Source organism: Streptomyces sp. NPDC007983 (assembly GCF_042958345.1).
In the GTDB taxonomy this organism is placed as follows: Bacteria; Actinomycetota; Actinomycetes; order Streptomycetales; family Streptomycetaceae; genus Streptomyces.
In genome coordinates this window covers 194,177-219,521 of record NZ_JBIBJI010000011.1, presented here as the reverse complement: position 1 = coordinate 219,521, position 25,345 = coordinate 194,177, and the positions used below count along the sequence as shown (strand labels likewise).

The 25,345-nt window shown below is 72.4% G+C and carries 19 protein-coding genes; 10 read left to right on the top strand and 9 right to left on the bottom strand.

Going from position 1 to position 25,345, the window contains the following annotated elements:
• Positions 1-2 precede the first annotated feature (2 nt).
• The 3 genes from ACFZCY_RS30070 to ACFZCY_RS30060 all read right to left on the bottom strand — a co-directional run bounded on the left by ACFZCY_RS30070 (position 3) and on the right by ACFZCY_RS30060 (position 5,359).
• On the bottom strand, positions 3-2,810 hold the full coding sequence (locus ACFZCY_RS30070; RefSeq protein ID WP_391180096.1) for a BTAD domain-containing putative transcriptional regulator: 2,808 nt from the start codon (positions 2,808-2,810) through the stop codon (positions 3-5).
• A gap of 220 nt (positions 2,811-3,030) precedes the next feature.
• Positions 3,031-3,972: a TauD/TfdA family dioxygenase gene (locus ACFZCY_RS30065; protein ID WP_391180092.1), complete on the bottom strand. Its 942-nt coding sequence runs from the start codon at positions 3,970-3,972 to the stop codon at positions 3,031-3,033.
• Between the two features lie 466 nt (positions 3,973-4,438).
• Positions 4,439-5,359, bottom strand: a complete 921-nt coding sequence (locus ACFZCY_RS30060) for a LysR substrate-binding domain-containing protein (RefSeq protein WP_391180089.1) — start codon at positions 5,357-5,359, stop codon at positions 4,439-4,441.
• A gap of 112 nt (positions 5,360-5,471) precedes the next feature.
• On the opposite strand from ACFZCY_RS30060, the gene ACFZCY_RS30055 reads away from it, so the two are divergent.
• From ACFZCY_RS30055 to ACFZCY_RS30030, 6 genes are all read left to right on the top strand, one after another.
• Positions 5,472-5,855 carry an SgcJ/EcaC family oxidoreductase gene (locus ACFZCY_RS30055; protein WP_391180086.1) on the top strand — a complete coding sequence of 128 codons (384 nt, stop codon included), beginning with the start codon at positions 5,472-5,474 and terminating at the stop codon, positions 5,853-5,855.
• Positions 5,852-7,060, top strand: coding sequence for an FAD-dependent monooxygenase (locus ACFZCY_RS30050; RefSeq protein WP_391180083.1), 1,209 nt, complete (start codon positions 5,852-5,854; stop codon positions 7,058-7,060). The genes ACFZCY_RS30055 and ACFZCY_RS30050 overlap by 4 nt, the downstream gene beginning before the upstream one ends.
• Before the next feature lie 151 nt (positions 7,061-7,211).
• Positions 7,212-8,354, top strand: a complete 1,143-nt coding sequence (locus ACFZCY_RS30045) for an inorganic phosphate transporter (RefSeq protein WP_391180080.1) — start codon at positions 7,212-7,214, stop codon at positions 8,352-8,354.
• 35 nt (positions 8,355-8,389) lie between these two features.
• On the top strand, positions 8,390-8,638 hold the full coding sequence (locus ACFZCY_RS30040) for a hypothetical protein (RefSeq protein ID WP_391180077.1): 249 nt from the start codon (positions 8,390-8,392) through the stop codon (positions 8,636-8,638).
• 86 nt (positions 8,639-8,724) lie between these two features.
• Positions 8,725-9,570: a pentapeptide repeat-containing protein gene (locus tag ACFZCY_RS30035; RefSeq protein WP_391180074.1), complete on the top strand. Its 846-nt coding sequence runs from the start codon at positions 8,725-8,727 to the stop codon at positions 9,568-9,570.
• 34 nt (positions 9,571-9,604) lie between these two features.
• Positions 9,605-10,774 carry an ARMT1-like domain-containing protein gene (locus ACFZCY_RS30030; protein ID WP_391180072.1) on the top strand — a complete coding sequence of 390 codons (1,170 nt, stop codon included), beginning with the start codon at positions 9,605-9,607 and terminating at the stop codon, positions 10,772-10,774.
• Positions 10,775-10,787: 13 nt separating this feature from the next.
• On the opposite strand, the gene ACFZCY_RS30025 is transcribed toward ACFZCY_RS30030, so the two are convergent.
• From ACFZCY_RS30025 to ACFZCY_RS30010, 4 genes are read right to left on the bottom strand one after another with little or no spacing between them, the layout of a single operon-like run.
• Positions 10,788-12,056, bottom strand: coding sequence for an alpha-L-fucosidase (locus ACFZCY_RS30025; RefSeq protein ID WP_391180068.1), 1,269 nt, complete (start codon positions 12,054-12,056; stop codon positions 10,788-10,790).
• Positions 12,053-15,202: a glycoside hydrolase family 38 C-terminal domain-containing protein gene (locus ACFZCY_RS30020; RefSeq protein ID WP_391180066.1), complete on the bottom strand. Its 3,150-nt coding sequence runs from the start codon at positions 15,200-15,202 to the stop codon at positions 12,053-12,055. The genes ACFZCY_RS30025 and ACFZCY_RS30020 overlap by 4 nt, the downstream gene beginning before the upstream one ends.
• An 11-nt stretch (positions 15,203-15,213) precedes the next feature.
• Positions 15,214-16,560, bottom strand: a complete 1,347-nt coding sequence (locus ACFZCY_RS30015) for a 6-phospho-beta-glucosidase (RefSeq protein WP_391180064.1) — start codon at positions 16,558-16,560, stop codon at positions 15,214-15,216.
• The gene (locus ACFZCY_RS30010; RefSeq protein WP_391180208.1) at positions 16,557-17,306 is read right to left on the bottom strand and encodes a DeoR family transcriptional regulator; all 750 of its coding nucleotides are present in this window, start codon (positions 17,304-17,306) and stop codon (positions 16,557-16,559) included. Before ACFZCY_RS30010 ends, ACFZCY_RS30015 begins: the two co-directional genes overlap by 4 nt.
• Before the next feature lie 127 nt (positions 17,307-17,433).
• Between ACFZCY_RS30010 and ACFZCY_RS30005 the strand changes: the two genes are divergently transcribed.
• From ACFZCY_RS30005 to ACFZCY_RS29990, 4 genes are read left to right on the top strand one after another with little or no spacing between them, the layout of a single operon-like run.
• Entirely contained in the window at positions 17,434-18,717 is a 1,284-nt protein-coding gene (locus ACFZCY_RS30005) for an extracellular solute-binding protein (protein WP_391180062.1), read from the top strand.
• A complete protein-coding gene (locus tag ACFZCY_RS30000) occupies positions 18,714-19,685 on the top strand; it encodes an ABC transporter permease subunit (RefSeq protein ID WP_391180059.1) in 972 nt (323 codons plus the stop codon). Before ACFZCY_RS30005 ends, ACFZCY_RS30000 begins: the two co-directional genes overlap by 4 nt.
• 10 nt (positions 19,686-19,695) lie before the next feature.
• Positions 19,696-20,550, top strand: a complete 855-nt coding sequence (locus tag ACFZCY_RS29995) for an ABC transporter permease subunit (RefSeq protein ID WP_391180056.1) — start codon at positions 19,696-19,698, stop codon at positions 20,548-20,550.
• Positions 20,550-23,522, top strand: a complete 2,973-nt coding sequence (locus ACFZCY_RS29990) for a glycoside hydrolase family 2 TIM barrel-domain containing protein (protein ID WP_391180054.1) — start codon at positions 20,550-20,552, stop codon at positions 23,520-23,522. The genes ACFZCY_RS29995 and ACFZCY_RS29990 overlap by 1 nt, the downstream gene beginning before the upstream one ends.
• A 12-nt stretch (positions 23,523-23,534) precedes the next feature.
• Here the strand turns inward: ACFZCY_RS29990 and ACFZCY_RS29985 are convergent, their stop codons facing one another.
• A complete protein-coding gene (locus ACFZCY_RS29985) occupies positions 23,535-24,362 on the bottom strand; it encodes an ABC transporter permease subunit (protein WP_391180052.1) in 828 nt (275 codons plus the stop codon).
• Positions 24,359-25,345, bottom strand: a complete 987-nt coding sequence (locus ACFZCY_RS29980) for an ABC transporter permease subunit (RefSeq protein WP_391180048.1) — start codon at positions 25,343-25,345, stop codon at positions 24,359-24,361. Before ACFZCY_RS29980 ends, ACFZCY_RS29985 begins: the two co-directional genes overlap by 4 nt.

Sequence of the window (25,345 nt, the reverse complement as noted above, 5' to 3'; positions counted from 1 at the left end):
CCTCAGTGCGGGCCGGGGCCGATCTGCAGCGTCATACAGGCGGGGAAGAGCCCGCTCCAGGTGTGCCCGCGCCAGCTCTCGTACATACCCGGCCGCTGCCACACCGGCAGCGCCTCGTCCAGGTGCGCCCGGCCCTCGGGGAACTTCCCCTGCTCCATGTACGTGATGCCGATCTCGTACATCGCGAAGCCCTGATGGTGGACGTCGCCGGTCCGCCGGGCCTTCTCCAGGCTCTCCTTGAAGTACGTCAGGGCGTCCTCGGGGCGGCCGAGACCGCGGTGGGCGCGGCCGAGGTTGCCCAGGCCGATCACCTCGGCCGCCAGGTCCCCGGTGTCCCGGGCCAGGGCGAGCTGACGCCGCTGCACCTCGATGGCCTCCTCGAACCGGCCCAGTTCGGTCAGCGCGTCCGCCAGGTTGCACAGCGACCGCTGCTCGCCCCGCTGATGGCCGATGGCGCGCCAGATCTCCAGCGCCGACCCCAGGGTGGTCCGCATCTCCTCGTAACTGTGCCGCAGCCAGTGCGCGCCCGCGAGGTGGTCAAGCGCCCACGCCAGACTCTCCAGGTCGCCCAGCCGCCGGGCGGCCCCGATCGCCAGCTCGTTGACCGTCTGCAGATCCTGGGCGTGCGCCCGTGGATACAGGAACCACTGCAGGGCCTGGGCCAGCTGGATCCCGAGCCGGGCGAGCGCGTCGGACTGGGTGACGGCGTGCGCGACGGCGGCCAGCAGATTGCCCGACTCGGCTTTCAGCCACGCCTCCGCCTCGTTGCGGTCCCGCAGCGGGACCACGGCGCCCTCGACCGGATGGCGGGGCCAGGGCCGGTGCGGGTCGAGCAGGGTGACCGCCCGCTGGGTGGTGGCCACGTAAGCCGACATCGCCCGCTCCAGCGCCGCTGCGGGCTCGGCCTCCGGCTCCTCCCGCTCGGCCCGCTCCGAGGCGAACAGCCGGAGCAGATCGTGCATGTGGTACCGGACGGAGTCCGGGCTCTCCAGCAGCTGCGCGTCGACCAGCCGCTCCAGCGCGTTCTCGGTGCGGTCGGCGGGATGGTCCAGCAGCGCGGCCGCCACCGGCAGGCTCACGTCCTGCCCGGGCACCGTGCTGAGCAGCCGGAAGGCCCGTACCGCGTCCGCGTCGTCGGAGCGCCCGCCGAGCCGGAACGCGTCGTAGCTCACCTCGAAGCTGGTGCGTACGGCCAGGTCACCGAAGCGCAGCTCGTCCAGCCGGCCGCGGGCGTCGGCCAGCTTGGACACCAGGGTGCGCAGCGGCCAGGCGGGGCGGGCGGCCAGCCGGGCGCCCGCGATCCGCAGCGCCAGCGGCAGACGGCCGCACAGCCGGGTGATGGCCTCGGCCTCCTCGCGCTCGGCCCGCACCCGCTCCACCCCGACGATCCGTTCCAGCAGCGCCACGGCCTGGTCGTGCGGGAGGACGTCCAGATGCAGATGGGTGGCGCCCTCCAGGGTGGTCAGCATCTCCCGGCTGGTGACCAGCGCGGCGCAGTCGGGCCCGGCGGGCAGCAGCGGACGGACCTGGTCCACGCAGGCGGCGTTGTCGAGGATGACCAGCATCCGCCGCCCCGCCACCAGCGAGCGGAACTGGGCCGACGCCTCGTCGGTGTCGCCCGGCACGCTCGACCCGTCCACGCCCAGGGCGCGCAGGAACCGCCCGAGCACCTCGGCCGGTTCGAGGGCCGAGAGCCCGGCGGTGGTGCCGTGCAGATCGACGTAGAGCTGGCCGTCCGGGAACCGGTCGGCGAGCTGATGCGCGGCGTGGATGGCCAGCGTGGACTTGCCCACGCCGCCGGTGCCGTCGATGGCCGCGATCACCACGGGGCGCCCGGCCCCGCCGCTGTCGCCGTCCCCTTCGCTCTCCGCACCCAGATCGCTTTGATCGCGTTGGTCCAGGAGGGCCCGGATCACCGCCACCTCGCCGTGGCGGCCGGTGAAAGCCTGGCTGGCGGGCGGCAGTTGGCGAGGGCCCCGGGCGGCCGCGCGCGGCGCCGGAGTGGCGGGCCGCTCCTCCTTGCGGGGGGCCGGCGGCGCCAGCAGGGAGGCGTCGGCGGTGAGGATCCGCTGCTGGAGCCGCTGCAGCGGCGGGATCGGCTCGACCCCGAGGTCCTCGGCCAGCAGCCGGTGCAGATCGCGGTAGGCGGCCAGGGCGTCGGCCTGCCGCCCGGAGCGGTAGAGGGCCAGCATCAACCGGCCGCGCAGCCGCTCGCGGTACGGATGCTCGGCGGTCAGCGCCTCCAGCTCGCCCAGGACATCGGCGTGCCGGCCACAGCGCAGATCGGCGTCGATACGGGCGTCCACGGCCTGCAGCCGGAGTTCGCCGAGCCGGGTGGTCTCCGCCTCCACGGACGGGGTCGCGGGCACGTCAGCGAACGGCGTGCCCCGCCACAGCACCAGCGCCTCGCGCAGCCGCTCGGCGGCGTCCTCGGGGTGCTCGGCCTCCCGGTCGAGACCGCGCCGCCCCTCCTCGACCAGCTGCTCGAACCGGTGCGCGTCGAAGTCGGCCGCCTCCACCGCCAGCCGGTAGCCGTGCGCCTTGTAGCCCTGCTTGTCGGTGATCAGGGCGCCGCCGGACGCGTCGCCCAGGCTCTGCCGCAGCCGGGAGACATACGTCTGCAGCAGCTTGGCCGCGCTCTGCGGCGCCTGGCCCTCGCCCCACAGCTCGTCCAGGAGCCGTTCGGCCGGGACGGTCCGGTTGGCGTGGCACAGCAGCACCGCGAGCAGCATCCGCCACTTCGCCGGGCCGAGGGACGTCCAGCCGTCCCCGTCCCACAGCTCGAGCGCCCCAAGGACCCGGTATCGCACCCGTAACCTCCGAGGCCCCCTGCCACAGCCCGGCCTCTGTCTCATCGGCCGTGAAGACCGTCAACTCGTTGCCCCGGTAACGGTATACCTCAGCTTTGGCCATGGCCGCGCCGATATCCCCGCATCCTGATCAGTCCCGAGCAGCGGGGCATCATTCCCGGTCGGCGGGGCACACGGGCCGTTGGGCCCCGCCGACCGGAACGGCCCGGACCGGACCGGGTCAGAACGGTCGGTCGCCCTCGATGGCCACGCGCTCGGCCACCCGCGGGTGCGGCGCGTAGTCGTTCACCGCGTAGTGCTGGGTGGCGCGGTTGTCCCAGAACGCCACGTCGCCGGGCTGCCACCGGAAGCGCACCTGGTACTCCGGGACCTGCGCCTGACGGCACAGATACGCCAGCAGCCGGTCGCTCTCCTCCCGGTCCATGCCGGTGATCCGGGTGGTGAAGGAGGTGTTCACGAAGAGCATCCGCCGCCCGGTCTCCGGGTGGGTGCGCACCACCGGGTGCTCGACGGGCGGGAACACGTCCTGGAACGGAGCCAGCCGCTCCGGGCCGTAGAAGCGGGAGAAGCCGGGGATGAAGTCGTGCACGGCCGTGGCGCGGTCGATACGGTCCCGCACCTCCCGGGGCAGGTTGTCGTACGCGGCGGCCATGTCCGCCCACATGGTGTCCCCGCCGACGGGCGGGACCTCGCGCAGCTGGAGCACGGCGCCGAGCGCGGGCCGCTCCCGGAACGTGACATCGGCGTGCCACACGTTCTCGAAGGTGGGGGTGGCGCCCTCGCTCTTGTCGAAGCGGGCCACGTCCTCGCTCGATCCGGCGGCGAGCAGGGGATTGGTCTCCAGCTCCCCCCAGTTGCGGGCGAGGTCGCGCTGCTGGGCGGAGGTGAGGTGCGCGCCGCGGAAGAAGAGCACCTTCCACTCCAGCAGTGCGCGGTTCAGCTCCTCGCGCAGCCCCGCGTCCAGCGGCCTGGAGAGGTCGGCCCCGCGGATCTCGGCCCCGATGGTGCGCCCCTGGGGCACCAGCTCGAAGCGCTCGTACGGGCGCTCCCGCCATCCCTCGGGCAGCCGGCGCAGCGTACGCGGCCCCTCGTACAGACCGCCCGGGGGAATGCGCGCGTCGCGCAGCACCGGCGGGTTCGGCGGGGTGTCGATGACGGTCATGGTGTTCTCCTCATGCGTGACGCGGCGGCAGGGCAAGGCCGCTGGGACGGATGGCAGAGATGCCCTCGCGCCGCGCACGGGGAGACCCGTCGGGATGCGGTGCGGATGTCGCGGACGTGCGCTCGGTGTCGTCCGTGGTGCCCGGTTGGGTCCGGTCGAGTCCGGGAGCGATCCGGAGGATCAGGTGGCGGACCAGGCGCGGGCCTGGCGGCACGGGACGGTTGTCGCGAGGGCCGGGGAAGGCCGGCTAGAGGCCCGAGCGCTCACAGCCGGTCCGATCCGGGGCGCGAAGGGGTCCCGTCGTGTCGAACCGGTTCCTGATCATGGCGTCAATTCTGGGATCCGCCGCTGACCGCTGTCAATGGCCCGTCTCACTCTCGGAGACGGCCCGGCAGATCGCGATCCCGCCGGGCGCCGACACCGTCTCCAGGCCGGACGACGCCCCCACGGTGTGACCCGGCCCCGCCTACGGGGGCGCGGCCGGGTCGCCCACCATGCGGCGGGCGCGCTCCATCAGGGCGGGGCAGGCGCGCGCGACCAGAGCGCGCCCGGCGGGCCCGCTCGGGCCGCCCGCCCGCCAGGCGAACACCAGCCGCCCGCGCATCGCCGGCCGGGTGATCCGTACCGTCCGCAGCCGGTCCGCCCGCGCCTCGGCGAACGAACCGGGCAGGATCGCCGCGCCCAGTCCGCGCTCGGCGAGCTGGGCGAGCACCTCCGGATCGCTCGCCTCGAAGGCGATGTGCGGCGCGAATCCGGCGGCCGCGCACGCCTCGTCGAGCCGGGTGCGCAGCCCCGTACCGGGCGGCAGGCTGATCAGGGGCCGCCCGCGCAGGGTGTCCAGCGAGATGGCGGAGTGGACGGCCAGCTCATGGTCGTGACCGACCGCAGCGACGATCGGCTGGTCGGTGAGCACCTGCATCTCGATCCCGGGCGGCGTCTCCCTGCCGACGCTGACGATCGCGGCGTCGAGCCGCCCCGTGCGCAAGCCCTCGAGGAGCTGGTCCGAGTTGGCCTCGGACAAGGTGATCTCCACCGCCGGATGCGCGTCGTGGAACTCCGCCAGCAGGTCCGGCAGGTCGGCGGTGTGCGAGGTCACCGTCCCCACTGCCACCTGCCCCCGGAGCAGCCCGGTCAGTTCGTCCACGGCCTGCCGCGCACCCTCCACCGCGGCGAGCGCCGCCCGCGCGTACGGCAGGACGGCCTCGCCCGCCTCGGTCAGCCGCACCGAGCGGCCCGAGCGGTCCAGCAGTTCCTGGCCCAGTTCCCGCTCCAGCCGCCGGATCTGGGCGCTCACCCCGGGCTGGGCCACATGCTCCCGCTCCGCGGCCCGGGTGAAGTTCCGCTCCTCGGCCACCGCGACGAAGTAGGCGAGCTGACGCAATTCCATAAGCGTTCATTCTAGCGGCCAGACTCACCATCTCTTGGACTTCTGGACCGGGCGGCCGGAGAGTGGAGGCAGGAAGACAGAGCACGGAAGACCGGACACAGGAGGATCCGACATGACCGGGACGACCCGCGAACGCGCCACCACCCCCGAGGACCTGACCCGGCTGTTCGTCGAGCGCGCCAACGCGAACGATGCCGAGGGCATGGCCGAGCTGTACGCACCCGACGCGGTACTCGCGTACCCGCCGGGATCCGTGACCGTCGGCCGGGAGGCCATCCGCGCGGTGTGCCAGGCCCTGCTCGACCACACGACCGAGCCCTTCCGGCCGGAGGAGCCGCTGCCCACCGTTCGCTACGGCGACCTCGCCCTGACCTCGACCCCGTCCTCCGACAACACCGGCGGCCGGGTGCAGGTGGTCCGCCGCGAGCCCGACGGCACCTGGCTGCGCGTCATCGACCGCCCCGAGGTCCGCCCCGCGGCCCGCCCCGCGTCATGAGCGTCCTCATCGCCGGTGCGGGCATCGGCGGGCTGACCGCCGCGCTCAGCCTGCACGCCGCGGGGATCGAGGCCACCGTCGTCGAGAGCGCCCGGGAGATCCGCCCGCTCGGCGTCGGCATCAACCTGCTGCCCCACGCCGTACGGGAGCTGACCGAACTCGGCCTCGGCGACGGCCTCGCCGGCCTCGGCGTGGCCACCGCCGAGAACGTGTATGCCGACCACCACGGCCGCCGGATCTTCAGCGAGCCGCGCGGTGTGGCCCAGGGCTACCGCTGGCCGCAGTACTCGATCCACCGCGGGGAGCTGCAACTGCTGCTCCTCGCGGCGGTCAGGGAGCGGCTGGGCCCCGGCGCGGTCCGCACCGGAGCCCGCGTGACGGGCTTCGCACACGGCCCCGGGGAGGCGGACGGCGTCCGCGCGCGGGTGCTCGACCGGGCCACCGGCACGGTCGCGGAACACCAGGCCGACGCGCTGATCGGCGCCGACGGGCTGCACTCGGCGGTGCGCGCCGAACTCCATCCGGACGAGGGGCCGCTGCTGTGGTCGGGCATCCGGATGTGGCGCGGCACGACAAAGGCCGCGCCGTTCCTCACCGGCCGCTCCATGGCCATCGTGCGCGACGGGGAGGCCGAGCTGGTCGCGTACCCGATCGGCCGCGACCGGATCAACTGGGTGTGCCAGGTGAGGGTGGCCGAACCGGGCCCGCTCACCGGGGACGCGGGCTGGAACCGCCCCGGGCGGGCGGCCGATGTGCTGCCGCACTACGCGCACTGGGCGCTCGGCTGGCTCGACGTACCCGCCCTGCTGGCCGGCAGCGGGGAGATCCTGGAGTACCCGATGGCCGACCGGGACCCGCTGCCGTCCTGGGGGAGCGGCCGCGTCACCCTGCTCGGCGACGCCGCGCATCCGATGTACCCGGTGGGTGCCAACGGCGCCTCCCAGGCCATCGTCGACGCCCGGGTCCTGGCGTACGAGCTCTCCGCGCCGGGCGGGGTACGGGCCGGGCTGGCCCGCTACGAGGCCGCCCGCCGCGACGCGACGGCGGCCGTCGTACGGGCGAACCGGGCCATGCACCGGGACGGCGGGCGCGGCCCGCGGGAACTGGCCCGGGTCACCGACACCTATCGTCGCGCCACCGGAAGCGAGGTGGAGTCGCTGAACACCCGCCCGTCCCTGACCCGCCCGTCCTTGATCCGCCACTGAGCGCCCACGGCCCTCGGGCGCGCAGCGCCGCCCGGCATGGCAGGGGCGTGCGATGGCGGGCGGGTGAACTCGCGCATAGCGTGGGGAAAGGCAGCGAATTCGCGGACGGTTCGGTGCGGCGTCGCGCGGAACCCCGGCGCGGGAGGTCCGGATGGGGTCCGTCTCCTTCCTGCTCATCGTAGTGATCATCACGGCGCTGGCCTTCGACTTCACCAATGGCTTCCACGACACGGCCAACTCCATGGCCACCTCCATCGCCACCGGGGCGCTGTCCCCGCGGATCGCCGTCACCGTCGCCGGAGTGCTGAACCTGGCCGGTGCGTTTCTGTCCACCGAAGTGGCCAAGACGATCTCCAACGGCATCGTGGACGATGCCCGGGTCTCGCTGGCGATGATCTTCGCGGGGCTGGTGGGGGCGATTCTGTGGAATCTCATCACCTGGTTCGTCGGGCTGCCCTCCAGCTCGTCGCACGCCCTCTTCGGCGGGCTGATCGGGGCGGTGTGGGTGGGCGCCGGGGGATCGGCGGTGCGGTTCGCCGAGATCCTGGAGAAGATCGTGATCCCGGCGGTCGCCTCCCCGCTGGTGGCCTGCGTGGTGGCCACGTTCGCCACGTATCTGGCCTACATGATCACCCGCCGCGTGGCGAGCGGGGCCGTCCGTAAGGGGTTCCGCGCGGGCCAGGTCGGCTCGGCCTCCCTGGTGGCCCTGGCCCACGGCACCAATGACGCGCAGAAGACGATGGGCGTCATCACCCTCTCCCTCATCTCCGCCGGGGTGCTCGGCCATGGCACCGGACCGCCGTGGTGGGTGGTGCTGACCGCGGGCCTGGCGATCTCCCTGGGGACGTACGCCGGGGGGTGGCGGATCATCCGGACCATGGGCCGCGGGCTGACCGACATCCAGACCCCGCAGGGGTTCGCGGCCGAGACGAGCGCCACCGCGGTCATCCTGGCCTCGTCCCACATGGGCTTCGCGCTGTCCACCACCCAGGTCTGCACCGGCAGCATCCTGGGCGCCGGTCTCGGCCGCAAGCTGGCCCAGGTGCGCTGGGGGATCGCCGGGCGGATCGCGGTGTCCTGGCTGCTCACCCTGCCCGCGGCGGCGGCCGTGGGAGGCGTCGCGGCCTGGGTCGCCGACCGGGGCGACGCGGGCGTGGCCCTGGTGGCGAGCGTCGCGGTGGTGGCCGCCGCGGGCTTCTACGCGCTCTCCCGCCGCCGACCGGTCACCTCCGGCAACGTCAACGAGCTGCCCGCCGCCGAGCGCCGGGAGGAGACCGTCCGCCCGGTGGCCTGACCCCGTAACCGGCCTGGCGTGAGGAGGTGGGCGCGATGGACGTGGAGTGGGGCATCCTCGGAGGGGTCTTCGGAGTCAGCCTGGGGATCACCATCGTGGTGGTCGTGATGTTCTCGCTGGGCATCGCCGCCTGGGCCCGCGCCGCGGGCGAGCCCCGCCTCGGCGGGTCCGCGCACCGGGGCCGCCGGGGCCGGGAGAAGCCGGCCTTGGCCGTCGCGGTGGTGTGCATCGCCGCCTGCCTGGCGGTCGCCGGGTACGGCATCGATCTGATCGTCCCCGGCTGACGGGACCGCCGCGGGCCTGGGACCATGGGAGTTCGCAAGAGCACCGCCGGGACCAGGGCGGTGCCCGTCCCCTGGGAGAACACACGGTGTCATCCGGAGCCGAGGCCCCCATATCCGATGCGGTCCGCCCCGATCTGCGGGCCGACTGCGGCAGCTGTTCCGGGCTGTGCTGCGTCGCCCTGCCCTTCGCGGCCTCGGCCGACTTCGCCGTCGACAAGGCGGCCGGGCAGCCCTGCCGCAACCTGGAGACCGACTTCCGCTGCGGCATCCACTCCCGGCTGCGCGAGAAGGGCTTCGCGGGCTGCACCGTCTTCGACTGCTTCGGCGCCGGTCAGAAGGTCTCCCGGAGCACCTTCGAGGGCCGCGACTGGCGGACGCACCCGGGCACCGCGTCCCGCATGTTCGCCGTCTTCCCCGTGATGCGGCAGCTCCACGAACTCCTCTGGTACCTCACCGAGGCCCTCACCCTCCCCCCGGCCCGCGCCCTCCACGACGAGCTGCGCCGGGCGCTCCGTACCACCGAGCGGCTGACCGAGGGCAGCGCGGAAGAACTCCTCGCGCTGGACGTGGCCGCCCACCGGGACGAGGTCAACGCCCTGCTGCTGCGGACGAGCGAACTGGCCCGGGCCGGGGTCCGGCCCAAGGGCCGGGGCAGGCGGAAGAACCACCGGGGAGCCGATCTCATCGGGGCCCGCCTCCGGGGCGCCGATCTGCGCGGCGCCGGCCTCCGCGGGGCTCTCCTCATCGCGGCCGACCTCACCGGCGCCGACCTGAGCGCCGCCGACCTCATCGGGGCCGACCTCCGCGACGCCGATCTGAGCGGTGCCGATCTGACCGGTGCCATCTTCCTCACCCAGGCCCAGCTGAACGCCGCCCGGGGCGACGCCGCCACCCGGCTGCCGTCCGCCCTCACGCGCCCCGCGCACTGGTAACCGTCCCCCGGCGCGGTGTGAAACCCTGGCTGCCATGTCCGAACCCGCCGACGCGCCCGTGATCCTCGGCGACGAGCCCGGATCGTTCGCCCGGAGTGTGCTGGCCGAGCGGCATCCGGCGCTCATCGAGAAGGTACGGGACGCCTTCCCGTACGGCCCCGAACAGCACCGGGCGCTCGACGCCCTGCGCCACGACCACGCCGAGGGCGTCATCGCCCCGCTCGACCCGGGCGCGCACGACCACGACCGATGGCAAGCCTGGGGGCGGGAGTACTTCGGCCGCTCGTGGTTCGAGGTGCCCTTCCTCTGGATCGAGAGCTACTTCTACCGCCGCCTCCTCGGGGCCGTCGGCTACTTCGCCCCCGGCCCCTGGCAGGGCATCGACCCGTTCCGGCCCTTCAAACAGGCCGAGCTGGACACCCCCGAGGCCGCCCGCGAGCTGACCGCTCTCGACCACCTCCTGGACCGGCCCGCCGACGAGGCCGGGGACGCGCTGCTGCACGGCTCGCTCTGGGGCAACCGCGCCGACCTCGGCTTCCGTATCTCCTCCGGCGGAGCCGCGTCGTCCGCGGGGGCACCGCTGGTGGCCGACGACTCGGACGTTCTGTGGCGGCTGCTGCCCGCCGGGGCCCCGGCCACGCTGTGCCTGGTCGCCGACAACGCGGGCCGCGAGCTCCTCCCCGACCTCGTCCTCATCGACCATCTGCTCCGCCACCGGCGCGCCGAGCGGGTCGTCCTGCAGGTGAAGCCGTATCCGTACTACGTCTCCGACGCCACCACCTCCGACGTCGTCGACTGTCTGCGCCGTCTGACGCGCGCCGAGGGCGCCGCGGGCGAGGCCGGAGGGCGGCTGTGGGCGGCCATGGCCGACGGGCGGCTCACCGTCCGGGCGCACGACTTCTTCTGCGCACCGCTGCCGTATGCCGACATGCCGGACGATCTGCGGCGGGAGTTCGCGGACGCCACCCTGACCGTGCTGAAGGGCGATCTGAACTACCGCCGCCTGGTCGGCGACCGGATGTGGTCCCCGACCACGCCCTTCGCCGACCGCACCGCGTACTTCCCCGGGCCGGTGGCCGCCCTGCGCACCCTGAAGTCGGACGTCATCACCGGCCTCGACACGGACACCGAGGCCGCGCTGGACGCGCGGGAGCGCCACTGGCGTACCAGTGGCACCCATGCGCTGATCCAGGTGCGGCCCTGACCCTTTCCGGCATTCAGCTGCGCCCGGACCCCCGGTACAGCTCCAGCTCGCCGTCCAGCTCCACGGCGAGCACGGTCGCGTGGTCGTCCAGGTCGGCGGCCGCGGGCGGGTCGATCCACAGCACACCCGGCACCTCGTGGAGGCCTCCGATGACCCGGTGGTCCAGCGGGGTGCCGGTGCCCAGCACCCGCACCCGGCGGACCGGGGTGCGCAGGCCCCGCACGCCGATGGGGCCGCGCGGGATGTCGAAGACGGTCAGATAGAGGGTGCGGCGGTCGGAGCCGAGGGTGCTGGGGCCGTAGTGGTGCCCGGCGGGCAGGCCGCGCACGGTGCCGTACACGGCCTCCGCGTGGCGGGCGATCCAGTCGCCCATGCCCTCCAGCCGCTCGACCTGCTCGGCCGGGATCGTGCCGTCCTCCCTCGGGCCGACCGACAGCAGCAGATTGCCACCGGCGCCGATGGTCTCGGTGAAGTAGCGGATCAGCTGTCCGGTCGACTTGTAGTTGTGGTCGTGGTGCTGGAAACCCCAGGAGTCGTTGAAAGTCAGGCACAGCTCCCAGGGCCCGGCTGGTGGCTCGATCGGCACGCCCTGTTCCGGTGTCGCGTAGTCGCCCTCGCTGAGCATGCGCGCGTTCAGTACGCAGTCCGGCACCTCCGCGCGGATCAGCGCGGCCAGCTCCCGGATCCGCCACTGCTCCTCGGTGCGCTCCCACTCCCCGTCGAACCAGAGCAGATCGGGGCGGAAGCGGGTGGTCAACTCGTGCACCTGGGCGTCGCGGTAGGCGAGGTAGCGGGCCCAGGCCGCCAGGTCCTCCTCTTCCTCGGGGACCTCGGCGTATGGATTGTCCTCCTGCTCCGGGGGCCTGCCCGTGTAGCGGGTGGTGGCGTAGTCGGGGTGGTTCCAGTCGTTGTGCGCGTAGTACAGCCCGACCTTCAGCCCCTCCGCGCGCAGCGCGTCCACGTACGGGGCGACCAGATCGCGCCCGGCCGGGGTGTGCGTTGCGACGTTCAGCTCGCCCTGGGCGGTGTCCCACAGGGCGACGCCGTCGTGGTGGCGGCTGGTGAGCACCGCGTAACGGGCCCCCGCGCGGGCGAACAGCCGCGCCCACGCGGTGGGGTCGTAAGCCGCGGCGGTGAACCGGCCGAGCTGCGCCATGTACTGGTCGTGCGGGACGTCGCCCTCGAAGAAGGACCACGACTCCTGCACACCGTCGACGGCGTAGATGCCCCAGTGGATGAAGATGCCGAACTTGGCGTCCGGGAACCATGGCTGCATGGTCATGCGGGTCGGCTCCTCGTGAACCGGAGGGTGAGGATCTGGAAGGGCCGCAAGGTCACGGTGACGCTGCCGTCCTCGTGCCCGGTGACCGGCTGGGCGTCGTCGACCGGCCGTTCCAGGAGGTCCACGACCGTGGCCCCGGTGTGCGCGAAGCCCGGACGGAGGGTGGTGCGGGTGCGGCCGCCGAGCGATTCGTAGAGCCGCACGACGACATCGCCGGAGCGGTCGTCCGCCACCTTGACCGCCTCGACGGCGGCGGCCGGGCCGTCCGTGGTGACCAGCGGGGCGGGCGCGGTCCGGGCCTCGGCCACCCGCAGCGGGAGGTTGAGCGCGTACCCCTCCGCGATCGCGTCCTGGACGGTGGCGCCCGGGAGCAGGGCGTAGGTGAAGCAGTGCCGGCCCTGGTCCGCCTCGGGGTCGGGGACGCGCGGGGCGCGCACCAGGCTGAGCCGCACCGTGGTCGTCGTGCCGCCGTCCTCGCGGGTGGTGCGGGACACGTCGTGCCCGTACGTCGCGTCGTTGATCACCGCGACCCCGTAGCCGGGCTCGCCCACATGCACCCACCGGTGGCCGTACACCTCGAACCGGGCCGCCTCCCAGCTGGTGTTGGTGTGCGTCGGGCGGTGGACGTGGCCGAACTGGATCTCGGCGGTGGAGCGGTCGGCGTGGACGTCCACGGGGAACGCCGCCTTGAGGAGCTTCTCGCTCTCGTGCCAGTCGATGTCGGTGTCGATGTCGATACGGCGGCTGCCCGCCCGGACCGTGATCGTCTGGACGATCCGCGAGCCCTTGCCGAAGGCGCGCTCGACGCGCAGCGCACCGAGCAGCGGGCCCTTTTCGGTGACGGTGACCGACTCGGCGTCGAGCAGGTCGGCGTAGCGCTGCTGGTAGTGCTTGTCGACGTCCCAGGCGTCCCAGCAGTTGGGGAGGTCGGTGTGGAGCCGCAGCAGATTGCCGGGGGCGCCCGGGGCGAAGACCTCGCGGTCCGCGGTGAGATCGCGCAAGGAGGCGAGGGTGCCGTTCTCGGCCAGTTCGAGACGGATGAGGCCGTTGTCGAGCACCCGGTCGCCGACGACCACGTGGCCGATCGCGCGCCCCTTCGGCTCACTCGCCGGGTCCGCGCCGGTGGCGAGCGGGGCGCTGCCGGACGCCGGGGCCTCGGCGTGGACGGCGACCCGGCCGTCGGACAGCGGCTGCCCGTCGGCGAGGCCCGCGGGCACGGCGATGACCTCGGCGCGCGGACGGGGGCTGGTGTTGTACACATGCGGCCGGGCGGGGTCTTCTCCGCCGCCCGGCGTGGCCAGCGCCTCCAGGGCCGAGGAGATGACCTCCGTCAGCTCCGCCGCGACCCGCGCGTACTCCGCCTCCGCCTCCCGGTGCACCCAGGCGATGGACGAGCCCGGCAGGATGTCGTGGAACTGGTGCAGCAGCACCGTCTTCCACAGATGGTCGAGACGCTCGTACGGATACGCGTAGCCGGGAGCGCGCAGCGCGGCCGCCGTCGCCCACAGCTCCGCCTCGCGCAGCAGATGCTCGCTGCGCCGGTTTCCCTGCTTGGTGCGGGCCTGGGAGGTGTACGTGGCGCGGTGCAGCTCCAGATACAGCTCCCCGGACCACACGGGGGCGTCCTGGTACTCGGTGCGCGCGGCGGCGAAGAAGTCGTCCGGGTGCTCGATGACGACCTTCGCCGAGCCCTCCAGATCGGCCAGCCGGCGCGCCCGCTCCAGCATCTCGCGGGTGGGGCCGCCGCCCCCGTCGCCGTGTCCGAAGGGGGCCAGCGAGCGCGTACCGCGCCCCTTGTCGGCGTAGTTGCGGACCGCGTGCGCCATCTCCTGGCCGGAGAACTCGGCGTTGTAGGTGTCCACCGGCGGGAAGTGGGTGAAGATCCGGGACCCGTCGAGCCCTTCCCACCAGAAGGTGTGGTGGGGCAGCTTGTTGGTCTGGTTCCAGGAGAGCTTCTGGGTCAGGAACCACTCGTTCCCGGCGAGCCGCGCCAGCTGCGGGAAGCAGGCGTTGTAGCCGAAGGAGTCCGGCAGCCACACCCCCTTGGTCTCGATGCCGAACTCGTCCAGGAAGAAGCGCTTGCCGTGCACGAGCTGGCGGGCCATGGCCTCGCCGCCGGGCAGGTTGCCGTCCGCCTCGACCCACATGCCGCCGACCGGCGCCCACTGCCCGGCCCGTACCGCCTGGTGGATCCGCTCCCAGACCTGCGGATAGCCCTCCTTGACCCACGCGTACTGCTGCGCCTGCGAGCAGGCGAAGATGAACTCGGGGTACTCGGCGGCCAGCGCCGTGACGTTGGAGAAGGTGCGCGAGGTCTTGCGCTTGGTCTCGCGGATCGGCCACAGCCACGCGGAGTCGATGTGGGCGTGGCCGACGGCCGACATGGTGTGGGCGGAGGCGTGCGCGGGGCGCTCCAGCACACCGCGCAGCGCGTCGCGTACGGCGCCGGCGGTGCCGGACACGTTCTCCAGGTCGAGCCGCCCCAGCGCCCGGTCGATGGCGTGCGCGATCTCGTGGCGGCGCGGCTGGTGCTCGTCCAGCTCCAGCATCAGTTCGCGCAGCACTGCGAGGTCCAGGGCGAGATGCCACACGTTCTCGTCCAGCACCGCGAGATCGGCGCGGGCGAAGGTGTACAGCGGGGCGCGGCCCGCGGTGAGCTTGTCGCCCAGCGGGGTCGGGGCGGCGAAGTCGTTCGCGAGGATGTCGGGGTTGGAGGCGGCCTCGATGAGATACGCGATCTGTTCGCCACCCTCGGCCGGATTCGCCACGGCCACGTACTGGTTCTGCGGGTTGACGGCCTTCAGCGGGCTGCCGTCCAGGGTGTGGACCAGCGCCTCGGCCTGGTTGCCCGGCCAGTCGCCGACGAAGCCCAGGTCGAAGACGGCCTCGACCCGCCGCCCCGCCCACGTCGCCGGCACCTCGCCCCGGACCCGGAACCAGGTGGTGCCCCACGGCGGCCCCCACGGGGTGCCGAGGGCGAACGGCTCGTACGGGGCGGCCGCGGCCTCCGCGAACGGCACCGGCTCGTCCGGCACCTGCCACGCCTCGATGGTGAGGGGCACGGACGCGGCGTGGACGGCCGGCTGTATGCGCTGGGTCAGGACGCGCTCGACGCGCTCCTCGATACGACGGCGTTCATCGTGCATGACGGGGGTTCCTACTTCCGGTTCAGATACGCGAGGCCGGGGTGCCCGCTGGCGTAGTCGTCGACGAGACGGCGGGCGACGGCCACCGAGTCCACGAGCGGATGGAGGGCGAACGCCTTGGCCGCGGTGGTGCGCGAACCGCTCTCGGCGGCGGCCATGACCTCGCGTTCGACGGCCTTGACGGAGCACACCAGCCCGGTGGCGTGATGGGGGAGGGGAGCGACGGAGACGGGGCGGGCGCCGCATCCGTCGACCAGGCAGGGCACCTCGATGACCGCGTCCGCGTCCAGGACGCCCAGGGTGGCGCCGTTGCGCACGTTGAGGATCAGCGTGGCGCGCTCGTCGCGGGCGATGGCGCGCATCAGGGCGAGCGCCACCTGCTCGTAGCCGCCGGACTCCGCGTCCTGGGTGTCGCGCTCACCGGCGCCCGCCGCCTCGCGGTTCTCGGCCATGTAGGTGGCCTCGCGCTCGGCGCGGGTGCGGTCCCAGGTGGCCAGCGGCGGGGCGGCGGGGTCGCGCATCGCCTCGTAGAACGCCGCCTGCTGGTCGCGGAGGAACGCGCCGCGGGTCTGCTCGGCCTCCTGGTAGGCGCGCACAGCCTCGCGGTTGAAGTAGTAGTAGTGCAGGTATTCGTTGGGGATCGCGCCGAGGGAGCGCAGCCACGCGTGGCCGAACAGCCTGCCCTCCTCGAACGAGTCGAGGGCGGTGTCGTCGGCGAGCAGCCGCGGCAGCTCGTCGCGCCCGTCGACGCGCAAGCCCCGCAGCCAGCCGAGGTGGTTGAGCCCGACGTAGTCGATCCACACCCGGTCCGGATCGGCGCCGAGGACGCGGGCGACGCGGCGGCCGAGACCCACCGGGGTGTCGCAGATGCCCATGACCCGGTCGCCGAGGTGGCGGGACATGGCCTCGGTGACGAGCCCCGCCGGGTTGGTGAAGTTGATGACCCAGGCGTCGGGCGCGAACCGGGCGACGCGCCGCGCGATGTCCACGGCGACGGGCACGGTGCGCAGCCCGTACGCGATGCCACCGGCGCCGACCGTCTCCTGACCGAGAACGCCCTGGTCGAGGGCGATCCGCTCATCGGTGGCCCGGCCCTCCAGACCGCCGACGCGGATCGCGGAGAACACGAACGCGGCCCCGCGCAGCGCCTCGTCCAGGTCGGTGGTGACGGTCACGGCCGGGGCGTCCGGTATGCCGTCGGCCTGCTCGCCGAGCACCCGGGCGACGGCCGCGAGCCGGGCGGGGTCCAGGTCGTGCAGGGTGACCTCGGTGACGCGGCCCTCCGCGTGATCGCCGAGCAGCGCCCCGTACACCAGCGGGACGCGGAATCCGCCGCCGCCGAGGATCGTGAGTTTCATATCCGCACCACTTCCACTCCGGCCTCCTCGAACGCGGCACAGGCCGGCAGGGTCGAGGGGACATTGGTCACGACGGCGTCGAGGTCGCCGGGGTCGCACACCTTGGCCATCCCGGTGCCGGGGAACTTGGCCGCGTCGGCGAGGAGCACCACCCGGTCACAGGCCGCGATCATGGCACGCTTGACCGGGACCTCGACGACCGTGGTGTCCATGACCTGGCCGCTGGGGCGGACGCCGCTGGTGCCCAGGAAGAGCCAGTCGGCGTGCAGCTGGCGCAGGTTGTCCTCGGTGAGGAAGCCGACCAGCGAGCGGTACTCGCGCCGGAGCACCCCGCCGAGCAGCACCAGCTCGATGGCGGTGTCGTCGGCCAGCTCCTCGTAGACCACCAGATTGCTGGTGATCACGGTCAGTCTGCGGCCGTGCAGCTGCCGGGCGAGGCGGTAGGCGGTGGTGCCGATGTCCAGCAGCACGGTCTGCCCGTCCTCGACCATGTCGGCGGCCCGCAGCGCTATGGCGTCCTTCTCCGCCACCCGTACCTCGGCGACCTCGGCGAAGGGCTGATCGCCGCTCTCCACGACCGCGCCGCCGTGCACGCGGGTGAGCAGCCCCTCCTCCTCCAGCTTCAGCAGATCGCGGCGGATTGTCGCGGCGCTCACGTTCAGCTGGGCGGACAGGTCCGCCACAGCGGCCGGTCCACCGGAACGCAGCGCTCGCAAGATCATCTGATGTCGTCGCTCAGCCAGCACGCCGTGCACAGTACTCGTCATTCTCAATCATTTCTATGCTTGCTTCTGCTCAACTATTGCTCTTTCTGATCGGGAGGCGCACGATCCTGTGCCACACCTTGCACACTTTTGAAGGGCGGTGGGAGCGGTGCACCTCTCCCGGAGAGGGCTGCTGCGCGCGGGACTGGCCACCACGGCGGTCGCGACGCTCGGTGGCACCACGGCGGGCTGCTCGGTACCGAGCGGTTCCACGGGCCGCGACATGACCCTCTGGTACTGGACCGGCGGGCTCAGCGACAAAGTCGTCGCCGACGCCAGGAGGCGCTTCACGGGCGTCTCGCTGAAGCCGGCCCAGATCGGCGGATACTTCAAGTCCAAGCTGCTGACCACGATGGCCGGCCGGTCGTACGTCCCCGACATCACCGGCCTCAAGGGCGAGGACATGGCCTCGTACCTCCCGAACGCCGGACAGTTCGTCGATCTGCGCACCCTCGGTGCGGACCGGCTCAAGAGCCAGTACCTGCCCTGGAAATGGGCGGAGGGCTGCACCCCCGACGGCCGCATGGTCGGCTTCCCCATCGACACCGGCCCGGTCGCCCACTACTACATGCCCGCCGTGTTCGACCGGGCCGGACTGCCCACGGACCCCGCCGACGTCGCCCGGGAGATGAACACCTGGGACGCCTACTTCGCGGCGGGCGAGCGACTGAAGCGGAAGGTCCACGGCGCGTATCTGCTCATCGACGCGCTCACCGTCTACCAGTACATGCTCGCGCAGAGCACCCTGCGCTACGTCGACAAGGAGCGGCGCTTCATCGGCGACCACGAGCATGTGCGCCGCGCCTGGGGCAAGTCGATCGAGGCGTACCGGCGCGGCCTGTGCTCGAAGTACCAGTCCGGTACGCCGGACTCCAACGCGGCGATCGAGAAGGGCCTGCTGCCCAGCCAGCTCGGGGCCTCCTGGGCGGCCGGGGACCTCAAGCTGAGCGTGCCGAAGACCAGTGGCAAGTGGCGGGTGGCGGCCATGCCCGGCGGCGCCGCCAACAACGGCGGATCGTTCCTCGCCATCACCAAGTACTGCCGGGAACCCGAGCAGGCCTATCAGATCATCACCTGGCTGCTGGACCCCGCCAACCAGGCCCGTGGCTTCACGGACGCCACCCTCTTCCCGTCCACCCCCGCCTCGTACCGGCGGAAGGCGATGCGCGCGCCGGACCCGTTCTTCGGGGGCCAGGTCACCATCGACGTCTTCGGCCCGGCGGCCGAGAAGGTCCCGGTCGCCTACCACAGCCCCTATGACTACGCCCTGGACCAGGTGGTCAACGACGAACTGCGCAACGTGAACATGCTCGACAAGAACCCCGCCCGGGCCTGGAAGGACGCCATGAGCAAATGCCGACGCATAGCGGAGCACATGGGGGTGCAGGTATGACCGCCGTGCCCGGGCTCGGTGCCCCGCCCGCCGCCCGGAGCGGCGCGAAGGCCGCTTCCGTGCCCCACAAACCCCGCTCCATCTTCGGATACTGGCGGCTCTACCTCGCGATCTCCCCGTTCTACCTGCTCTTCCTCGGCTTCGGCCTCATCCCGGTGGGGTACTCCCTGTACCTCTCGTTCCACCGCTGGGACGGCCTGGGACCGATGGAATACGCGGGGCTGTCGCAGTACCGCTATCTGCTCGGCGACGCCCAGTTCTGGCACGCCCTCACCAACACCCTGACCATCTGGGTCATGTCCACCCTGCCGATGCTCTTCATCGCGCTGGTGACCGCCGTGATGCTCAACTCCGCGGTGCGCTTCAAGCAGTTCTACCGCTTCGCCTACTTCCTGCCGAACGTCACCTCCGTCGTCGCCGTCGCGATCATCTTCTCCTCGGTGTTCTCCACCAACTTCGGCCTCGCCAACGCCGTGCTGCAGGGGCTCGGACTGGACCAGGTGGCCTGGCTGAACTCCGCCTGGGGCATCAAGGTCGCCATCGCCGTGCTGATGACCTGGCAGTGGACCGGCTACAACGCGCTGATCTTCCTGGCCGGGCTGCAGACCATCCCCGGCGAGCTGTACGAGGCCGCCCGCGTGGACGGCGCGGGACCGGTGCAGACCTTCTTCCGGATCACCGTGCCGATGATGCGCCCGATCATCCTCTTCACCCTCGTCGTCTCGACCGTCACCGGCCTGCAGAGCTTCACCGAACCCCAGGTGCTGCTCTCCAACACCAACAACACCTCGACCTTCGCGGGCGGCCCCGGCAACTCCGGCCAGACGATGGTCCTCTACTTCTTCCAGCAGAGCTTCGACAACAACGACTTCGGCTACGGCGCCGCGATCGCCTGGGGCATCTTCCTCGTCGTCGCGCTCTTCTCGATCATCAACTGGCGCTTGGTGCAGCGCAAGGACAACGCGTAGGGAGACCGTCATGCAGCGTATAAAAGGTGTGAGGGGCATGAAGGGCACACGCGCCCGAGGGCTGAGCCTCCATATCTCGCTCATCGCCGGGGTGCTGGTCTCGCTCTTCCCCTTCTACTGGACCATCGTGATGTCGACCCGCACGTCGACCGAGATCTTCCAGTTCCCGCCGAAGCTGCTGCCGGGCTCGCACTTCCTGGAGAACGTCCGCCATCTCTTCCAGAACATCGACTTCTTCGGCTCGATGGCCAACACCCTGATCGTCGCGGTCTCCGTGACCTTCCTGGTGCTCTTCTTCGACTCGCTCGCGGCCTTCGTCTTCGCCAAGTACGAATTCCCCGGCCGCCGGGTGCTGTTCGTCGTGATGATGGGCATCTTCATGGTGCCCGCCCAGCTCCAGGCCATCCCGCAGTTCGTCATCATGGCGAAGCTGGGCTGGATCGGCTCCCTCACCGCCCTGGTGGTACCGGCCGCGGCCAACGCCTTCGGCATCTTCTGGATGCGCCAGTACATGAAGGGCGCCATCCACGACGAGCTGATGGATTCCTCCCGGCTCGACGGCTGCGGCTTCCTGCGGCAGTACTGGCACGTGGCACTGCCCGTGGTCCGGCCGGGCCTCGCCTTCCTCGGCATCTTCACCTTCATGGGCCAGTGGAACGACTACGCCTGGCCGCTGATCGCACTGATCAACCCCGACCATGTGACGCTCCAGGTCGCGCTGTCCCAGCTCAACAGCGTCCACGGCACCACCGACTACGGCATGGTGATGGCCGGGGCGCTGCTCGCGCTGCTCCCGCTGCTCGTGGTGTTCTTCATCGGCGCCCGCCAGATCATGGCGGACCTCGGCAAGGGGGCCATCCGCTGATGGCCGCGCACCCGAAGATGTGGGCAGAGCTGCGGCCATGGGAGTCCCCCGAGCTGACGTCCTGGCGGCGGCTGCCGATGCACGCGGTCGACCGCGTGCCGGGCAGCCTCTCCCTGGACGGCCCGTGGCGCTTCCAGTTGCTGCCCGCGCCCACCACCGAGCCCACCGGCACCTGGACCCGGCTGGAGGTCCCCGGCCCCTGGACCACCCAGGACACCGGCGACGTCCCCTGGTACACCAACGCGCGGATGCCCTGGCCGCAGTACCCGCCGCACACCCCGGCCGACAATCCCGCCGGAGTGCACGAGCGGGAGTTCACCGTCCCGGCCGCGTGGGCGGGACGCCGCATCGTCCTGCAGGTCGGCGCCGCGGAGAGCGTGCTGCTCGCCGAGGTGGACGGCCGTCCGGTGGGGATCGCCAAGGACTCCCACCTCGCGAGCGAGTTCGATATCAGCCACGCGGTACGCCCCGGGGCGACGGGCACCGTACGGCTGACCGTGGTGAAGTGGTCCGACGCCTCGCACATCGAGGACCAGGACCAGTGGTGGCACGGCGGCATCACCCGGCCGGTCCTCCTCTACGCCACCGACCCGCTGCATCTGGCCGATGTGCGGATCACCGCCCCGGCGGACGGCCGGCTGCGGGTCGACGTCCAGGTGCGCTCGGCCGACGGCGCGCTGCCCGCCGGATGGCGGGTCTCGGCACACCTCGACGGGGTCGGGGAGCTGGCCGTGGACGAGGAGTACGCCGCTTGGTGCGCCGAGGAGGCCAGGGTCTCGGACTTCCTCGGCGAGGCGCGTCTGCGCGCGGCCGTACCCGGGGTCCGCACCTGGTCCGCGGAGACGCCCGAGCTGTACGGGCTCACCGTGACGCTGCACCGCCCCGACGGGACGACCGCCGACACCTCGCACCACCGTGTGGGGTTCCGCACCGTCGCGGTCGTGGGCCGGGATCTGCTGATCAACGGCGAGCGGGTGTTCATCCGCGGCGTCAACCGGCACGACTTTCACCCGCTCACCGGACGCACGGTCACGCCGGCGGAGATGCGCGCCGACCTGGAGACCATCAAGCGCTTCGGCTTCAACGCCGTCCGCACCTCGCACTACCCCAACGACCCCGCGCTCCTCGACCTCGCCGACGAGCTCGGCCTCTACCTCGTGGACGAGGCGAACATCGAGAGCCATGACCACGCCCATGAGATCGCGGACGATCCGCGCTACCTGGCCGCCTTCACCGACCGGGTCGCGCGCATGGCACTCCGGGACAAGAACCACCCGAGCGTCGTGATCTGGTCGCTGGGCAACGAGAGCGACTACGGCGCCAACCACGACGCCGCCGCCGGCTGGCTGCGCCGCTACGACCCGACCCGTCCGCTCCAGTACGAGGGCGCGGCCAAGACCGGCTGGACCTCGCGCGACGTCGCGAGCGACATCCTCTGTCCGATGTACGCCTCACTGGAGGAGATCACCGCGCACGCCACCTCCGGCGAGCAGACCAAACCGCTCATCCTGTGCGAGTACTCGCACGCCATGGGCAACAGCAACGGCACCCTCGCCGACCACTGGGCCGCCATCGAGACCACCCCCGGGCTCCAGGGCGGCTTCATCTGGGAATTCTGGGACCACGGACTGCTCCAGCACACCACCGGACCGGCCGCGGGCCGCCCGGCGGGACGGGGCGGCGAGGGCGCGTACGCCCACGGGGCGGCCGCCGAGGGCCACCGCTGGGCGTACGGCGGCGACTTCGGCGACACCCCGAACGACGGCGTGTTCTGCGCGGACGGAGTGGTCTTCCCCGACCGCACCCCGAAACCCGCGCTGTACGAACACCGTGAACTCGCCGCGCCCGTGCGGCTGTCGCGCGAACCGGACGGCTCGGTGCGCCTCACCAACGCCCAGCACTTCCGCGACCTGTCCTGGCTGACGGCCGAGTGGCGGCTGTCCCCGGAGGACGCGGGCACCCGTACCGCCCCGGCCACCCTGCCCGCCGCGCTCCCGCCGGGGGAGTCGGCCCGCGTCGCCCTTCCGGCCGAGCTGGTGGACCGGCTGCCGGCGGACGGCGGCGAGGCATGGCTCACGCTGCGGGTCACCACCCGCGGCGACGAACCCTGGGCGCCGCGCGGCACCGAGGTGTGCACCCCGCAGATCCGGCTCCGTGAGCGGCCCGCGCCCCCGGCCGCGACCGCCCCCGGCCCGGCCGTCCGGGCCGCCACGGTCGATGCCCAGGGACTGTTGCGCCATCCGCTGCTGACCTCCCCGCCCGTGCTCAGCCTGTGGCGCGCGCCCACCGACAACGACGTGCTGGGCGGCGCGGCCGCCCACTGGCGCGCGCTGGGCCTGGACCGGCTGACCCGGGAACCGCGCTCGGTCGACCGCGACGGCGCCCGGACCCTGGTGCGCAGCGCGTATCCGACCGCCGCGGGCACCGTCGAACACCTGCAGGTCTTCAGCCCGCTGCCCGACGGCGGCCTGCTGGTGGAGGAGACGGCCGGCCTTCCCGAGGGCCTGACCGACGCGGCGCGCGTGGGCACGGTCTTCGAGACGGTGTGCGGCCTCGACCACATGGAGTGGTACGGCCAGGGCCCCTGGGAGACGTATCCGGACCGGTGCGCGGGCGGGCCGGTCGGGCACCACAGCGTCCGGGTCGACCGGCTGTTCACCCCGTACCTCCGGCCACAGGAGAGCGGCGGGCGGCACGGGGTGCGCGGCTTCTCGCTGCTGTCGGCCGACGCGGGCGGCGGGCTGGCGGTACGGCTGGACCTGCCGCGGCAGGTGTCGGTCACCCGCTACCGGGCGGCCGATCTGACCGCCGCCACCCACCACGACGAGCTGGTGCCCCGGCCGCGGTGCGTGGTGCACCTGGACGCCGCGCACCGCGGTCTGGGCACGGCGTCCTGCGGGCCGGACACCCTGCCCCGCTACCGGCTGGGGGCGGGGACGTACCGCTGGGCCTGGACCCTCCACCGGCGGTGACGCCGGTGGAGGTCAGGACTTGACGCTTCCGGCGGTGAGTCCGCCCACGATGAACCGCTGGAGCATCGCGAAGACGCACACCACCGGCACGCTGACGATCGTGGCGGCCGCCATCAAGGGGCCCCAGGCGGTGCCGGTCTGGCCGACGAACGTGTTCAGCAGCACCGTGACCGGCTGCACCTCGGGGTCGCTGTTCACGGTGATGCCGAACACGAACTCGCCCCAGCCGAGCAGGAAGGAGAAGGCGCCCACCGCGATCAGCCCCGGCCGCATCACCGGCAGCACGATCCGCCACAGCACCCCCGGCAGTCCGCAGCCGTCCACCAGCGCCGCCTCCTCGATCTCGGCGGGCATGGCGCGCACCAGCGGCCGCAGCACGATCACCGCGAAGGGCAGGGTGAGGGTGGTGTCCGCGATCACCAGACCCAGCAGCGTGTTGTTCAGCCCGGCGTCCCGGAGCACGATGAACAGCGGGGCGGCCAGCACGATGCTCGGCAGCAGCTGCGCCACCAGCAGCGACAGCACCATCGCCGCCGAACCGCGCATCCGGATGCGCGCCACGGCGTAGGTGAGCGGCACCGCGAGCACCAGGGTCAGCGCCACCACGCCCAGCGAGATGGCCACGCTGTTGAGCAGCGCCTGCCCGAGCATCGGCTTGTCCAGCGCCCGGGCATAGCTCTCACCGCTCGGCGGGGAGGGGAACCACTGCGGTGGCGAGCTGAGCACCTCGTCGGGACGCTTCAGCGAGGTGGCGATCATCCAGTACAGCGGCAGCAGGAAGAAGGCGGTGATGACGCCCGCGACCAGGGTGAGCAGCCAGGGGTGGCGGGGGCGGGTCATGCGGCGGCTCCTTCCTTGCGCAGCCGGCGTACGTACGCCACGGCCACCAGCAGCGGCACCAGCAGCAACAGGGTGCCCGCCGCGGCGCCCCGGCCGAGCTGGAAGAGCTTGAACGCCGACTGGTAGACGTAGAGGGGGAGGACGGTCGTGGAGTCGACGGGGCCGCCGCCGGTCAGCACGAAGACCAGGTCGAAGACCTTGAAGGTGTACACCAGGCCGAGCAGCAGCACCGCGGCCGCCACCGGCCGCATCAGCGGCAGGGTGAGGTGGCGCAGGCGCTGCCAGGGCCCCGCGCCGTCGATGGCCGCCGCCTCGTAGAGGGCTGGGTCGATGGACTGGAGCCCGACCAGGAGCAGCAGCATGTTGAAGGGCACGCCCACCCACACGTTGGCGGCGATGACACCGGGCAGCGCGGTGTGCGGATCGGTCAGCCAGTTGTGCGCCAGCGCGTCCAGCCCGATCGTGTTCAGCAGTTCGTTGTACGCGCCCGAGTCGGCGTCCAGCATCCAGCGGAACAGGGTGCCGCTGACGATGGGCGGCAGCAGCCACGCCACCAGCATCAGCCCCCGGAACAGCCCGGCCAGCGGGAACCGCCGTACGAACAGCAGCGCCAGCGCGAAGCCGATGGTGAACTGGAAGACCAGCGAACCGGCCGTGAACAGCAGGGAGATCCGGGCGGCGTGCCAGAAGGCGCCCTCGGAGACCACCGCGTCGTAATTGCCGGCGCCGTTGAACTCCCAGTCACCGGTGACCAGATCACCGATCTCGACCTGGTGGACCGAGGTCCAGAGATTGTAGAGAAGCGGGAACAGCATGGTCGCGCCGAGGAAGAGCAGCGCGGGCGCCGACATGCCGTATCCGGCCCGGGTGCGGCGCGTGGCGAGGGAGCCGCCGCGCCGCCGTCCACCGCCCGCCGCCGGGCCGGTGAACACCACCGGCTCCCGGACCTTCACCTGTGTGCCGGGTGTGCTGTGCGTGGTCAT

Coding starts and splice junctions, on each gene's coding strand:
- ACFZCY_RS30025 (WP_391180068.1), bottom strand. CDS start 12,056: ATGACCATGCAGCCATGGTTCCCGGACGCCAAGTTCGGCATCTTCATC.
- ACFZCY_RS30060 (WP_391180089.1), bottom strand. CDS start 5,359: ATGGAATTGCGTCAGCTCGCCTACTTCGTCGCGGTGGCCGAGGAGCGG.
- ACFZCY_RS29990 (WP_391180054.1), top strand. CDS start 20,550: ATGGCCGCGCACCCGAAGATGTGGGCAGAGCTGCGGCCATGGGAGTCC.
- ACFZCY_RS30065 (WP_391180092.1), bottom strand. CDS start 3,972: ATGACCGTCATCGACACCCCGCCGAACCCGCCGGTGCTGCGCGACGCG.
- ACFZCY_RS30050 (WP_391180083.1), top strand. CDS start 5,852: ATGAGCGTCCTCATCGCCGGTGCGGGCATCGGCGGGCTGACCGCCGCG.
- ACFZCY_RS30040 (WP_391180077.1), top strand. CDS start 8,390: ATGGACGTGGAGTGGGGCATCCTCGGAGGGGTCTTCGGAGTCAGCCTG.
- ACFZCY_RS29985 (WP_391180052.1), bottom strand. CDS start 24,362: ATGACCCGCCCCCGCCACCCCTGGCTGCTCACCCTGGTCGCGGGCGTC.
- ACFZCY_RS30000 (WP_391180059.1), top strand. CDS start 18,714: ATGACCGCCGTGCCCGGGCTCGGTGCCCCGCCCGCCGCCCGGAGCGGC.
- ACFZCY_RS30045 (WP_391180080.1), top strand. CDS start 7,212: ATGGGGTCCGTCTCCTTCCTGCTCATCGTAGTGATCATCACGGCGCTG.
- ACFZCY_RS30020 (WP_391180066.1), bottom strand. CDS start 15,202: ATGCACGATGAACGCCGTCGTATCGAGGAGCGCGTCGAGCGCGTCCTG.
- ACFZCY_RS29980 (WP_391180048.1), bottom strand. CDS start 25,345: ATGACCACGCACAGCACACCCGGCACACAGGTGAAGGTCCGGGAGCCG.
- ACFZCY_RS30030 (WP_391180072.1), top strand. CDS start 9,605: ATGTCCGAACCCGCCGACGCGCCCGTGATCCTCGGCGACGAGCCCGGA.
- ACFZCY_RS29995 (WP_391180056.1), top strand. CDS start 19,696: ATGCAGCGTATAAAAGGTGTGAGGGGCATGAAGGGCACACGCGCCCGA.
- ACFZCY_RS30055 (WP_391180086.1), top strand. CDS start 5,472: ATGACCGGGACGACCCGCGAACGCGCCACCACCCCCGAGGACCTGACC.
- ACFZCY_RS30015 (WP_391180064.1), bottom strand. CDS start 16,560: ATGAAACTCACGATCCTCGGCGGCGGCGGATTCCGCGTCCCGCTGGTG.